Source organism: Nocardia abscessus (genome assembly GCF_015477775.1).
Taxonomy (GTDB): Bacteria; Actinomycetota; Actinomycetes; order Mycobacteriales; family Mycobacteriaceae; genus Nocardia; species Nocardia abscessus_A.
In genome coordinates, this window is record NZ_JADLQO010000006.1 from 300588 (window position 1) to 313591 (window position 13004).

Annotated in this window: 11 protein-coding genes; 5 read left to right on the forward strand and 6 right to left on the reverse strand. The window is 69.1% G+C overall.

All coding sequences use genetic code 11. From position 1 onward, the window contains the following. The first annotated feature begins 184 nt into the window (after positions 1 to 184). On the forward strand, positions 185 to 904 hold the full coding sequence (locus tag IU450_RS18570; protein WP_220136128.1) for a polyprenol monophosphomannose synthase: 720 nt from the start codon (positions 185 to 187) through the stop codon (positions 902 to 904). 51 nt (positions 905 to 955) lie between these two features. Here the strand turns inward: IU450_RS18570 and IU450_RS18575 are convergent, their stop codons facing one another. From IU450_RS18575 to IU450_RS18585, 3 genes are all read right to left on the reverse strand, one after another. After that, positions 956 to 1384 carry a DUF6069 family protein gene (locus tag IU450_RS18575; RefSeq protein WP_195150988.1) on the reverse strand — a complete coding sequence of 143 codons (429 nt, stop codon included), beginning with the start codon at positions 1382 to 1384 and terminating at the stop codon, positions 956 to 958. A 105-nt stretch (positions 1385 to 1489) separates the two neighbouring features. After that, a complete protein-coding gene (locus tag IU450_RS18580) occupies positions 1490 to 2893 on the reverse strand; it encodes an HAD-IB family hydrolase (protein ID WP_195150989.1) in 1404 nt (467 codons plus the stop codon). Positions 2894 to 2932: 39 nt separating this feature from the next. Next, positions 2933 to 5422: a glycerol-3-phosphate 1-O-acyltransferase gene (locus tag IU450_RS18585; protein WP_195150990.1), complete on the reverse strand. Its 2490-nt coding sequence runs from the start codon at positions 5420 to 5422 to the stop codon at positions 2933 to 2935. A gap of 289 nt (positions 5423 to 5711) precedes the next feature. Here IU450_RS18585 and nbtS point away from each other — a divergent pair, with 289 nt between their 5' ends. After that, complete coding sequence (gene nbtS, locus IU450_RS18590) at positions 5712 to 7022, forward strand: nocobactin biosynthesis salicylate synthase NbtS (RefSeq protein ID WP_195150991.1); 1311 nt, start codon at positions 5712 to 5714, stop codon at positions 7020 to 7022. A gap of 55 nt (positions 7023 to 7077) precedes the next feature. Here nbtS and IU450_RS18595 read toward each other — a convergent pair whose 3' ends face one another. Then, on the reverse strand, positions 7078 to 8694 hold the full coding sequence (locus IU450_RS18595; protein WP_195150992.1) for a (2,3-dihydroxybenzoyl)adenylate synthase: 1617 nt from the start codon (positions 8692 to 8694) through the stop codon (positions 7078 to 7080). A gap of 111 nt (positions 8695 to 8805) precedes the next feature. On the opposite strand from IU450_RS18595, the gene IU450_RS18600 reads away from it, so the two are divergent. The 3 genes from IU450_RS18600 (at position 8806) to IU450_RS18610 (ending at position 11653) form a co-directional block, all read left to right on the forward strand. Beyond that, a complete protein-coding gene (locus tag IU450_RS18600) occupies positions 8806 to 9684 on the forward strand; it encodes an oxidoreductase (RefSeq protein WP_195150993.1) in 879 nt (292 codons plus the stop codon). Between the two features lie 132 nt (positions 9685 to 9816). Beyond that, entirely contained in the window at positions 9817 to 10287 is a 471-nt protein-coding gene (locus IU450_RS18605; protein WP_181725479.1) for a carboxymuconolactone decarboxylase family protein, read from the forward strand. Positions 10288 to 10561: 274 nt separating this feature from the next. Continuing rightward, on the forward strand, positions 10562 to 11653 hold the full coding sequence (locus IU450_RS18610; protein ID WP_195150994.1) for a 3-deoxy-7-phosphoheptulonate synthase: 1092 nt from the start codon (positions 10562 to 10564) through the stop codon (positions 11651 to 11653). Between the two features lie 112 nt (positions 11654 to 11765). On the opposite strand, the gene IU450_RS18615 is transcribed toward IU450_RS18610, so the two are convergent. Both IU450_RS18615 and IU450_RS18620 read right to left on the reverse strand, forming a co-directional pair. Continuing rightward, complete coding sequence (locus tag IU450_RS18615) at positions 11766 to 12305, reverse strand: class I SAM-dependent methyltransferase (protein ID WP_195150995.1); 540 nt, start codon at positions 12303 to 12305, stop codon at positions 11766 to 11768. Positions 12306 to 12314: 9 nt separating this feature from the next. After that, positions 12315 to 12926, reverse strand: a complete 612-nt coding sequence (locus IU450_RS18620) for a GNAT family N-acetyltransferase (RefSeq protein ID WP_195150996.1) — start codon at positions 12924 to 12926, stop codon at positions 12315 to 12317. Positions 12927 to 13004: the final 78 nt, after the last annotated feature.

A 13004-nucleotide genomic window follows, 5' to 3' on the forward strand; every position in this document is an offset into this window, starting at 1 on the left:
CTTCCCCCGTGCGGTGAAGTTGATCTTGAGCCGCAGGTCGCGGGCCCGGATGGCGTCGCCCCGGGTGCGGCCGCTCGGCTCCCGGTCAGGCGTATCGAGTACGGTTCTCCAGAACTCGACGAATGCTCGGTGGTCCTGGCGTGGGCTGCGAGCGGAAAACCAGGATCAGCAGGGAGGGCGACCCTTGAGGGTTACCGTTGTTGTGCCGACCTACAACGAGCGGGAGAATCTGCCGGTTGCGGTGGAGCGGCTGACCGCGCTGCCGGTGCCCGACCTGCACGTCCTCGTGGTGGACGACAGCTCGCCGGACGGCACCGGCGAGGTGGCCGACAAACTCGCCGCCGAGCTGCCGAACGTGGTGGGTGTGCTGCACCGGACGGAGAAGGACGGGCTCGGGCGCGCGTACATCGCGGGCATCACGCGGGCGCTGGACGAGGGCGCGGACGTGGTGATCCAGATGGACGCCGACCTGTCGCACCCGGCCGAAGTCATCCCCGCCATGCTGGAGAAGCTGACGACCACCGACGCGGGTGTCGTGCTCGGTTCCCGTTACGTCCCGGGCGGCTCGACCGCCGCCGAGTGGAAGTGGTACCGCAAGGCGCTGTCGGCCTGGGCCAACTTCTATGTGAACCTGATTCTGCGATTGGGCGTCAAGGACGCCACCGCGGGCTTCAAGGCATGGAAGGGCGACACCCTGCGCGCCATCGAGGTGGCCTCGATCCGCAGCAACGGGTATTCCTTCCAGGTCGAGATGAACTACCGCACCATCAAGAAGGGGATCTCGATCGCCGAGGTGCCGATCCGGTTCGAGGAGCGGACGCTCGGCGCCTCCAAGATGAGCCTCAAGGTGCAGCTCGAGTCGGCGCTGATGCCGTGGAAGTTGCTGTTCGGCCGCGCGGTCTGAGCCACGCCACCGGGTCTCGCTTCCGGGGAAGCGGACCCGGCGCGCCGGCGATCAGCGGAGGAGCCGGTTGCGCATCATCTCCAGGCCCCCGACGAGCACCGGAGCCAGCACCACGTGCATGGCCGAGAGGGCGATAGTGCTGACGAGGTCGAAGTCCGCCGCGACGGTCAGGCCGATGGTCGCCACCGCCAGCGTCGCGCCGACCACCTGGGCCACCCGCAGCACGCCGACCCACAGGTAGGACAGCAGCGCGGCCAGGGTCATGCCGATCAGCAGCGGTACGGCGGCGGAGACGATCACGCCGCTCGCCGTGACCTCGGAGGTCTTGCCTGCGTCGGTCGTCTCGAACGAGCCGCCTGCCGCCAGGCCGACCAGCCACACGACCAGGTTGATCGTCACCGAGACGGCGACGCTGCCGAGTATCGCGACCGGCCGGTTGACGGCGGGAATGCGCAGGGTGGGTGCTGTGGTGGTCGACATGGTGGTCTCCTCATCTGAAGTGTTCACTTCGGCTGAGACCATCGTGGAACCTCAAGAATTATTGAGGTCAACCTCGGTGTTGGTGACGCGGCGCACACCCGCTGATCAGCGGGGCCAATCCAAGAGCGTGTCGATGAACAACTGGCGCACCCGCGCCACATTTTCGTCCAGATCGGCGGGGTCCCATTTGCTGACGTCGATCGGGTCCAGGATCGCCACGTCGACCGTGCCGGGCCGGGCGACCATCGCGTTGCGCCAGCAGACCTCGCCCGCGTTCCGGATGACCACCGGGATCACCGGCACCCCGGCCTGCATGGCGATGTGGAACGCGCCTTTCTTGAACAGCCCGACCTCGGGGGTGTAGGAGCGAGTTCCCTCCGGTGACACCGCGACCGACAACCCACCGCGCAGCGTCTCGACCACCGGTCGCAGTGCCGCCCTGGCCCGCGCGCTGTTCGACCGATCGATGAACGTCACGCCGACGAAGCGCATCAGCGGCCCGAAGACCGGATTCTTGGTGAGCTCTTTCTTGCCGATGGCCGTGACGCCGCCGCCGAGCACCTCGGGCACGATGATGATGTCGAACTGGCTCTGGTGGTTGAACAGGAAGACCGCGGGCCGGGGTGATTTCGCGTTCTCGGCTCCCGTGACCCGCACCTGCACTCCCGCGATGCGCAGCGTATTGCGCGCCGCGTGCGCCATCAGCGCGTCGGCCATCTGCTGGCGGTCCTTGGTGGGCGCCTTCGACGCGACACCGAACAGCGCGCCGCCGAGCAGCCCGGCGAATCCCGCGGCGGTGCGCGCGTAATCGCTCGCGCGCGGAGGGCGGCGCGGGCGGAACGTGAGCCTGCCCCACTGCTGCCGGTCGGCGACCTCGGTCAGCGCGTCGTCGGGGTTCACCGCCACCGGATGCCCGGTCTGCGACAGCATCGGCAGGTCGGCGCTCGTGCCGGCGTAGGCGTAACCGCGTTCGAGATCCACCTCGTGCGCGGCAGCGAACTCGGCGACCGCCTCGGCCTTGCCGTTGCGCCACAGCGGCTTCCCGTCGGGATACCCGGTGAGCACACCGTCCCGGGTGACCATGGGCGTATACAGCACGTGCTCGATGCCCAGCTGTGCTGCCGCGGGCGCCACCTGGAACTCGGTCAGCGAACTGACCAGCACGACGGTGTGCCCGGCCGCCTGGTGGGTCCGGATCAGCTGCCACGCTTCGGGATACAGGTACCCGTAGAGGGTGCGCTTGAACAGTCGCCTGCCCAGCTCGGTCAGCTCCTGTTCGGACCGTCCGGCCAGCGCCTCGGACAGCTCGCGGAGCCACCGGCTGTACTCGCCGTCGGTCATGTGCTTGCGGAGGCCGCGGAGCAGCACGGCGGCGGGCTTGCGGCGACGGCGCGGTACCGGGCCGTCGACGACCGCCCCGAAATCGAAGACAGCCGCGACCGCGCGGCCTTGTGGCCCGGAGCGGATGGCGGCGATCGCGGCGTCCAGGTCAGCGCGTGCGCCGGTCATCGGACCTCCTGTGCGCCGAGGTGGTAGCGCGTCGATCGCTCACCACGCCTCCCGGTTGGACGGGTCGAGCGCGGCGGCCTGCGCGATGCGGGCGCCGATCGTGCGCAGGCGCTCGGCGAATTCGGTTCTGCGTTGCAGCAGCTCCGCGCGGCGCCGGGTCGCTTCGGTGGGATGCTCGGGCGAATCGTCATCGGGCGCCGTTTCCAGCAGACCGTAGTTGTCGGCGAGTTTCAGCGCGCTGGTGAACAACTCAGTGGAGACCGACTCGGGGCTGTGCAACCGTTGCTGCAACATCATCTGCTTGCCGACCGCGACGCATTCGGTGATGAGCTCCTTGCGGTCGATCTCGTCGCCCGCGTCGCGGGCGGCCAGCCGCTCGGCCACCACCAACTGCGCGTCGACGAACGAGCGCAGCACGCGGTGGGCCATCGTGAAGCCGGATGCGGTGAGCTTCGCCAGGATGTCCGAGCCGAGGGTGTCGTGGCGGGTGTGGGTGTACCAGTCCGGATCCACCAAGAGCATTTCCGCGACCATCTGGTCGGCGAACTCGCCGCGATCGGGAAAGAAGAAGTCGAACTTCAGCAGGTCGCGCAGCCGGAAGGCCTCGTCCCAGCCGGTTTTGAGGGCGTCGGCGTCGCCGTTGTCGACCGCCGCCAGGATGGACAGCTCGAGGATGGCGCGGTTGACGAACCAGTGCACGGCGCTGTTGCGGTAGAAGGCGGCCTCCAGATGGGCGCCGGACTCGATCGAGTACACCGGCTCGATCCCGCCGCGATACACCGTGACCACCTTGGCCAGCGAGAGCTGTTCCAGCACGACGGCCAAGCCCTGCTCGTCCCGGAGCGCGTCGAGTTCGCCGCGCGGCAGCTCGCGCTTGTCGATGTAGCCGAGCACCGGCGCCAGCACCGTGCGCACCTCGCCGAGGGTGAGCGCGCGCCCGTCGACACCCAGCAACGTCAGGGTGACCAGCGCGTTGACCGTGATCGGCGTCACCGCGTTGATCCCGACCGCGACCTCGAACGCCAGCCGCTGCACGGCCTTCCGTTCCAGCTCGGCGATCTCCGGCGGGTCGCTGTCGACGACCCCGGCTTCGGTGCGCGGTGGCGGAAGCGGCTCCGTATGGTGCAACGGGATGGTCAGCGGCGGCGTCGTCAGCGGATCGCCGTGCGCGGCGAGCCGATCACGGGCCGACAGCGGCTCGCCGAAGCGGACGTACACGTGCCCGGCGGAGTGCTGCTGGCTGCGGATGTAGCGCGCCAGCCAGGTCAGCCCCTCGGGTTTCTTCTTGCCGCCCTCCTGCTCGGTGGTGATGGCGCCGAGTTCGTTGAGCCGCTCGTAGGTGATCGAGACCGGAACCAGCATGACGTCGTCGATGCGGTTCGAACGGACTGCGGCGGCAAGGTAGTTCAGCAGTCCGTAGCGCGGCGGCCGCAGCTTCCCGGTGCGGGTGCGACCGCCTTCGAAGTACCACTCCAGGTTGAAGCGCTTGGCCAGCAGGTAAGCGAAGTATTCCTCGACGGCGGCCTTGTAGACCTCGTCGTCGCCGAAACTGCGCCGGATGAACACGGTTCCGGTGCGCCGCGCGATCGGGCCCATCGGCCAGAAGCTGAGGTTCGCGCCGCCGATCACGTGGTTCGGCGGGAAGTCGTTGCGGGCCAGCACGTCTCCCAGTACGAACGCGTCGACGTAGGAACGGTGCGAGGGCAGGAACACCAGCGGATAGCGGCGGTTGAGGTCGCGCAACCCGGTCAAGCCGGACTCGTCGGGGTCGACCTTCCAGGTGGAGGCGTGCACCGGTCGCATGGCCTGGGTGAACAGGTCGGAGACCAGCCTGCTCTGGGCGGCGACGAGTTCGTTGAGCCCTTTCTCCGCACGGCGATACACCTCGTGCGGGCTCGCCCCGATCTGATCGGCGATCAGCTCCAGCCTGCGCAGGAAGTCGGGGGAGTCGAGGATCTCCTCGGCGACCAGCTTGGGCACCTTGTACCGGTCGCCGATGATGGTGCGTTCGGCGCGTTCCAGCGCCACCACCGCGGCGCGCACGACGGCGCGGGCGAACGGCTCGGCGGTGCCCTTGTCGAACAGCGCCGTGGCCTCCGGGTTGTTCGCACGCAACTCGCTGAGCCGAGCGGGCGCGCCGGTCAGCACCACGTGCCGGTCCGGTGACTTGGACAGCAGCCTGCGCTGCGCCAGCCGGTTGGGCTTGCGCGGGTTGGTCATCAGGGCCAGGTCGGCGAAGGTGACGCGGCGGACGCCGTCGCGTTCCGGCGGCAGCCACAGCACGCGGATCGGCACCACCAGCGGATCGTCGCGCCTGCCGACCAGCCTGGTCGCGACGGCGCCCGCGTCCAGGTCCAGCTGGGTGACCGGTGCGTCGGTGCCGAACTCGGTGCTGATCCCGCCGTCGGCCAGCCACTTGCCGACGAGTTCGCGCTCCACCCCCGATGCGGCGTCGATCAGGGCCACCACCGATTGCGGTGCGGTCCCGGGCCGGGCTGTCGCGGGTGAATCGCCGCGGTGATCGATCATCGATGTTCTTCCCTCCGCAGGTGACGCTCTCCACTATTCAATCCCGGCGGGTCTCCTCCGCGCAGGCAGTCGGCGTGGCGAGTTCGGTTCGGGCGGCACGGGTGGCGCGATCGCTGCACCGGAGTGGCGGCACGGGTGCGGCCGAAAGTGCTGGCCGGATGGAGATCGCTTGCCGCTCGGATCGATCGCTCGGCGGCGGCGTTGTGGCCGCGAGCACACCCCGCACAGTAGAGCAGGTAATGCTAACCTTACCTCCACAAGTTAGGCCAGGGTAACCTTTGGAGGATCGTTGTCGACCACGGAACGCCTGCGGGTTGAGTATGTGACCGATCCGGCGGCAGCGATGTCCCGGCTGGCAGGGGCGGATCGGTTCGGCGAGTACGTGATGTACGAGCGTCCGGGGGAATGGGTCTTCGCCGCCGATCCGATCGGCAGTGTCGAACTGGATGCGCGGGAACTGCGCGTCACCTGGGAGGGACAGACCACGACCAGCGGATGGGAAGGCAATCCGGCGGGCGTGATCGACCGTGCGCTCGGCACGCTGCTCCTCGACGGGCGAAACGCCTACGGCTGGATCGGATTCGAATTCTGCGCGTGGGCCCTCGACGCCACCGGTCACGTGGACCCGCGCACCGCGCTCGCGCACCTGATGATCCCCCGCATCGAGGTCAGGGTGAGCGAATTCGGCGTTCAGGTGGCGGGTGCGACGCCCGCGGAGACCGGGGACATCCACGATCTGATCGCACAGTCGCAGAACACCGAACTGCCGCAGGCACATCCGGCCGACATCCGGGTCGACCCCACCGGGTACCGGGACCGGGTCGCCGAGGCGGTCGGGGAGATCCGAGCAGGCCGCTACCAGAAGGTCATCCTGTCCAGGAAGGTCGAACTGCCCTTCGCGGTGGACATTCCGGCCACTTATCGGCTCGGGCGCGCGCACAACACTCCGGCGCGGTCGTTCCTGCTGCGGCTCGGCGGCTTGGAGGCGGCGGGCTTCAGCCCCGAACTGGTCGCGTCCGTGGACGACGAGCGGGTGGTGACCACCGAGCCGCTGGCGGGCACCCGTGCCTTCGGTCGCGGCTCGGCGGCCGATCTCGCCGCCAAGGCCGACCTGATCACCGACCCGAAGGAGATCGTGGAACACGCGATTTCGGTACAGACCTCGTTCGCGGAGATCGCGGCCGTCGCCGATCCCGGCACACCCGCGGTGTCGGACTTCATGGCCGTGCGTGAGCGTGGCAGTGTGCAGCATCTGGCGTCCACCGTGCGGGGGCGGCTGGCCGCCGACCGATCCAGCTGGGACGCGCTGGAGGTGCTGTTCCCGTCGGTGACCGCCTCGGGGATTCCCAAGCGGGCGGGCGTCGACTCGGTGTTCCGGCTCGACCACGACCCGCGCGGGCTGTATTCCGGCGCGGTGGTGACCGTTTCCCCGACCGGCGCGCTGGAGGCGACCCTCGTGTTGCGCGCGGTGTACCAGAACACCGAAGGGGCCTGGCTGCGCGCGGGCGCGGGCATCGTCGGCCAGTCCCGGCCGGAACGCGAGTTCGAGGAGACCTGCGAGAAATTGGGCAGCATCGCGCCCTATGTGGTGAAGGCCTAGCGAAAGGCCGGCGGGCAGCGCGCCGAGGATGCGCTGCTCGCCGGATTCGGCCGTACTACTGCTCGGCGCGCAGCGCTTTCTTGTCGATCTTGCCGACCGCGGTGATCGGCAGCTTGTCGCTGCGGCGCAGCACGTCCGGCAGCTTGTAGGTGGCCAGCCCGCGGGCGGCGAGGAAGGTCTTGATCTCGGCCAGCGTCGGCATCTCGCCGTCGACGACCAAGACGGCGCAGACTTTTTCGCCCAGCGCCGCATCCGGCAGCCCCACGGCGGCGGCGTGCCGGACGGCGGGGTGGGCGAGCAGGTGTTCCTCGAGTTCGTCGCAGGAGACGTTCTCGCCGCCGCGGTTGATCACGTCCTTGATCCGTCCGGACACCACCAGATGTCCGCTGGGCAGACGGCGCACCAGGTCACCGCTGCGATAGAAGCCGTCCGGCGTGAACGCGCGCGAGTTGTGCTCGGGTGCGCGGTAGTAGCCGCGAATCGTGTACGGCCCTCTGGTCAGCAGCTCGCCCTCCGCGCCCGGCGCCACCTCGTCGCCGTCGGCGTCCACCACGCGGACCTCGTCGGCGGGCGAGAGCGGCCTGCCCTGGGTGGTGTGCACCAGGTCGGCCGGATCATCGAGCCGGGTGTAGTTGAGCAGGCCCTCGGCCATGCCGAACACCTGTTGCAGGGTGGCCCCGAGCGCCGGGGTCACTTCCTTGGCGTTGACCTCGGCCAGTCGCGCGCCGCCGACCTGGAGCAGACGCAGCGAACTCAGGTCGGCCTCTTCCCATTCGGTGGCCGCGCACCAGAGTTGGGCCAGCGGCGGCACGACGGCGGTGACCGTCACCCGGTGCCGCTCGATCGCGGCGAACGCGCTCTCCGGGCTCGGGTCGCCCACGAAGGCGACCGCCCCGCCCACCGCGACGGTGCCGAGGATTCCCGGGCAGGCCAGCGGAAAGTTGTGTGCGGCGGGCAATGTCGCGAGGTAGACGTCCTGCTCGGTCAGTTCGCAGACCTCAGCGCTGGCGGTGGCGTTGTAGGCGTAGTCGTCGTGCGTGCGCGCGATCAGTTTCGGCAGGCCGGTGGTGCCGCCGGAGACCAGCATCAGGGCGATGTCACCCGGATCGATCTCGGGTAGTTCACCACCCTCACGCGGGATCGAGGTGAGGTCGGTGAACGGCCCGGGATCGCCGAGCACCAGGACGTGGCGCAGCGAAGGCACCGCGTCGCGCACGGTCGCCGCCATTTCGCGATAGTCGAAGTCGCCCGCCCGGTCCGCGACGATGTAGCCGACCGCTTCGGAAAGCCGGGTCAAGTGCTCGATTTCGGCCCGTCGATGCGCGGGCAGGCTCAATACGGGAATGATTCCGGCGCGCAACAGGCCGAACAGCACGGTCAGGAACTCGGGCACGTTCGGGAGCTGGACCACCACCCGATCGCCGGGAGCGATGCCCAGCGCGAGCAGCCCGTGCGCCATCCGGTCCGCGGCGGCGTCGATGTCGGCGTAACTGCGCGGGCCCTGCGTGTCGAGCAGCGCGGGGCGCTGGGGCTGCCGGAGTGCGGTCGCGCGCAGCAGGTCTCCCAGCGGGCGCCCGGCCCAATATCCGGCGGCTCGATATTCCGCGGCCGTGTGCGCGGGGAAAGGTACGTAGCCGTCGCGATGCGCGGACTCGGTCGGTGTGGAAGTCACGGTCTGCCTCACAGATGTCAAGCCAAGTTTGCCTTATATAGGTTAGGCAACCCTACTGTTCGGCGTGTCCGAACCTGCCGCCCGGAGCTGTAGCGCACTAGACTTTTCGTCATGACCAGGTGGGACACCTCGAACATTCCCGACCAGAGCGGTCGGAAGTTCATCGTCACAGGGGCCAACAGTGGCTTGGGCGCCGAAACGGTGCGCGCGCTGACCGCGGCGGGAGGCGAGGTGGTGCTGGCCTGCCGGAACGTGGCCAAAGGGGAGCGGGTGGCCGCCGGACTCGGCGACCGGGCCCAGGTGCGCGAGCTGGATCTGGCCGATCTCGCCTCGGTCCGCGCGTTCGCCGAGGGCGTCGACGGGGCCGACGTACTGATCAACAACGCGGGCGTGATGGCCGTGCCGGAGGGGCGCACCGCCGACGGCTTCGAAAAACAGATCGGCACCAACCATCTCGGTCACTTCGCGCTCACCGGGCTGCTGCTGGACAAGATCTCCGACCGGATCGTCACCGTGTCCAGCGGTGCGCACCAGGTCGGCAAGATCGACCTGGACGATCTGAACTGGGAGCGGCGCAAGTACCAGCGGTGGGCCGCCTATGGGCAGGCCAAGCTGGCCAACCTGATGTTCGCTCGTGAGTTGCAGCGCCGGTTGACCGCCGCGGGCTCGGCGAAGGTCTCGGTCGCCGCGCATCCCGGTTACGCGTCCACCGAATTGCAGTCGCACACCGAGTCTTTCCTGGACCAGGTGATGTGGTTGGGCAACCGGGTGTTCGCGCAGAACGCCGCGATGGGTGCGCTGCCGACGCTGTACGCCGCGACCGCCGACGTGCAGCCCGGCGGCTACTACGGGCCGACCGGACTCGGCGGCATGCGCGGCTACCCCGGGCCGTCCGGATCGTCGAAAGCGTCCAGGGACGAGAAGGTCGCGGCGGATCTGTGGGAGCTGTCGGAGAAGCTGACCGGCGTCACTTACACCTTCACCGAATAAGCGGCCTTCACGAAATAAGCGCCACTTCACCTCTCTGGCACTGTGATCCACGTCTCACGGTCCGCTGTCACACTCCGGCGTACCGCGTCGTCCTCCTGATGAACCCACAGGGAACGACAAAGGACGGACATCATGGAACAGCGCTTCGAACTCTTCACCAACCCGGTCGGCGGCAGCTTCGTCAAGCGACTGACGATGGCCTCGAAGGTGATCAACGATTCCACCCTGCCCGCCGCGACGTATGAATTGGTGAAGATCCGCGCCAGCCAGATCAACGGCTGCGGCTACTGCACCGACATGCACACCAAGGACGCCGCGCACGCGGGCGAGACCTCCGTGCGGCTCAACCTGATCGCCGCGTGGCACGAGGCCACCGTCTTCACCGAGGCCGAGCGCGCCGCGCTGGCGCTCACCGAGGAGGCCACCCGGATCGGCGACGGCCGCGCGGTCAGCGACGCGGTGTGGCAGGAAGTGCGCAAGCACTACGACGACGACCAGATCGCTGCCCTCATCGCCGCCATCGCGATGATCAACGCCTGGAACCGGATGAACGTCATCGCCCGCACCCCGGCGGGTAGTTACGTGCCCGGCCAGTGGGGGTGAGCCCGAATCTCCAGGCCCGACCGCGAGCCTCGAGAGAGCCGCGACACGCCGCGCCAAGGCGTGGCGTATCTAACAGAGTCGTTCACCGATCGGTTGCGGGCTGGTACTGTCCCCGACGTGCAGCGCGTGTATTTCTGGTTTAGCAAGCCGGCCCTGGGTGGGCTGGTCTGCGGCAACCGCGTGCGCTGACTGACTTCCACCCCGAGCCGGACGATGACCGGCTCGACGGGATTTCTCCTCCGTGGGTCGGCCTCGAGAAAAGGAAACCCACGACATGACAACCGCAGCCGACGTCGACGCGCGGCATTCCGATCTGGACGATCAACGCACCCTCAACATCAGCCCGCTGCGTTCGCCGGCTGAGGTGCGTCGCGTGCACCCGATCACCGATGCACTCGCCGACACTGTCCGTGCGGGGCGCAAAGCCACCGTCGACGTGCTGAACGGCGCGGACGATCGCCTGATGGTGATCGTCGGCCCGTGCTCCGTGCACGACCCCGCCGCCGCGCTGGACTACGCGCGCCGCCTCGCGGCGAAGGCCGCCGAACTCGACGACCGGCTGCACGTGGTGATGCGGGTCTACTTCGAGAAGCCGCGTACCAGCCTGGGCTGGAAGGGCCTGATCAACGACCCGCACCTGGACGGCTCGTTCGACGTCAACACCGGACTGGGCTTCGGACGCAAGCTGCTGGTCGACATCACCGCGCTCGGTCTCCCGGTGGCCTGTGAGTTCCTGGACCCCATCACTCCGCAGTACATCGCGGACCTGGTGGCCTACGGCGCGATCGGCGCGCGCACCGCGGCCAGCCAGGTGCACCGCCAGCTCAGCAGCGCGCTGTCGATGCCGGTCGGAATCAAGAACGGCACCGACGGCGACGTCCAGGTGGCGGTGGACGGTGTGCGCGCCGCGGCGGCCAGCCACGTGTTCCCCGGCACCGACCTCGACGGCCGCTCCGCGCTCATCCGTACCACCGGCAATCCGGATTGCCACGTGATCCTGCGCGGCGGCAGCAACGGCCCGAACTACGACGCGGCGTCGGTCGCCGAGGCGTGCCTGCGGCTGGAGAAAGCGTCCCTGCCGCAGCGGATCGTGGTGGACGCCAGCCACGGCAACAGCAACAAGGACCACAACAAGCAGGTCGACGTGGTCACCGATATCGCGCGGCGGCTGGCGGCGGGCGAGGCGGCAGTCGTCGGCGTCATGCTGGAGAGCTTCCTGGTCGCGGGACGCCAGGACCTCACCCTCGGCCGTGCCGACGAGCTCACCTACGGACAGTCCATCACCGACGCCTGCCTGGACTGGGAGACCACCGCGAGCCAGCTGGACCGTCTGGCCGAAGCGGTGGGGCAGCGCCGCGAGCGCTGATCCGTCCGACGGGCCGCTCGAGCCGACGGTGCCGCGCGGCACGACCGGTATGGGTCGCGGCGAAGGCGCACGCGCTCACGCCGGCGTGCGGACGGCCGTCGGTCGAGCACCGTCAGCGGCAGAGCACACCCAGTAGGTCGCCGGACGAGATGGCGCGGACATCGAAACCCGCGTCGGTCAGGTGTTCGGTCAGCCGGGGTAGCGGCGGCTTCGGGCTGGTCGGGTCCGCAGCGTCGGGCCGGCCGTAGCCGTAGAAGAGGCCCAGCGTTCCTCCGGGCGCCAGCAACTGCCGGATCAGGGCGAGTTCGGCGGTGGGGCGCTTGGTCCAGAACAGGTTGACGTTCACCGCCAGGACTTTGTCGAAACCCGCCGCGCCCAGCCCGGTCTCGCGCAGCAGCCGGTCCGGGTCCAGGTCCGCGAGCTCGGCGTGCACCAGGTGGACCCGGCCCGACGCGAGCCGCGCGGCATGCCGTTCGCCCGCGCGGGAGACCGCCGTGGCGGAGCGTTCCACGCCGACGACCGTGCCGTCGATCGCCTGCTCGGCGAGGAAGGCGATCGAATCGCTGGAACCGGGACCGATTTCCAGCACTCGATCGGCGGGGCGTACCGCCATGGTTCGTACGATCCAGGCGAATCGCGGGTCGGCTGTCATCGGCGTGTCCTACGCCGGGCCGGGCGTCTGCGCGATCGGCATCCGGCCACGAGTGAACTCGGCGGGCCAGTCGTCCGCCAGGCCGGGCGGGTCGGTGCGCAGCCGGGCGGCGAACCAGTGGTCGCGGCGTCGTCCGCGCTGGATGCTGCCCAGCCGGGACAGACCCTCGTACCGGAATCCGGCGCGGCGCGCGACCGCGGCCGAGGCGTAGTTGCCGACGAACGCGCGCCAGGCGACCCGCTCCAGGGCCAGGCCGTCGGCACGGAACCCGAACTCGCACACCAGATCGACCGCCTGGGCCATCAGGCCGCGTGACCGCTGCGACGGGACGAGCCAGAAGCCGATCTCGGCCGCGCTCTCGTCGCGTTCGCCGAGACCGATCATGCCGACGACCGGCCCGTCGGCGCGCAACCGGATCGCCCAGGTGGGGCTGCGGGCCGCCCAACCCGGGCCCACCATCTCCTCGATGAAGGTCACCGCGCTGTCTCGCACGTACGGCACCGGGATGGTCACCCACTCGGCGATATCCGGATCCTGGCAGCACTCGGTGATGGTGTCGATATCGTCCGTCGTCGGGGGCGACAGCCAGATCGTTCCGTTCGACAGCACTTGCTGGTCCATCGGGTCATGCTGCCACGGAAGGGTCCGGCGGATCATCCGGTTATCTCGCGCAAACCGGTATATGCCGCGCGGGAACGT

What these genes read in the sequence shown, in the direction of transcription:
- IU450_RS18575 (WP_195150988.1), bottom strand. Translation starts at nt 1,384, where the DNA reads ATGTCGACCACCACAGCACCCACCCTGCGCATTCCCGCCGTCAACCGG.
- IU450_RS18580 (WP_195150989.1), bottom strand. Translation starts at nt 2,893, where the DNA reads ATGACCGGCGCACGCGCTGACCTGGACGCCGCGATCGCCGCCATCCGC.
- IU450_RS18585 (WP_195150990.1), bottom strand. Translation starts at nt 5,422, where the DNA reads ATGATCGATCACCGCGGCGATTCACCCGCGACAGCCCGGCCCGGGACC.
- IU450_RS18600 (WP_195150993.1), top strand. Translation starts at nt 8,806, where the DNA reads ATGACCAGGTGGGACACCTCGAACATTCCCGACCAGAGCGGTCGGAAG.
- IU450_RS18605 (WP_181725479.1), top strand. Translation starts at nt 9,817, where the DNA reads ATGGAACAGCGCTTCGAACTCTTCACCAACCCGGTCGGCGGCAGCTTC.
- IU450_RS18610 (WP_195150994.1), top strand. Translation starts at nt 10,562, where the DNA reads ATGACAACCGCAGCCGACGTCGACGCGCGGCATTCCGATCTGGACGAT.
- IU450_RS18615 (WP_195150995.1), bottom strand. Translation starts at nt 12,305, where the DNA reads ATGACAGCCGACCCGCGATTCGCCTGGATCGTACGAACCATGGCGGTA.
- IU450_RS18620 (WP_195150996.1), bottom strand. Translation starts at nt 12,926, where the DNA reads ATGGACCAGCAAGTGCTGTCGAACGGAACGATCTGGCTGTCGCCCCCG.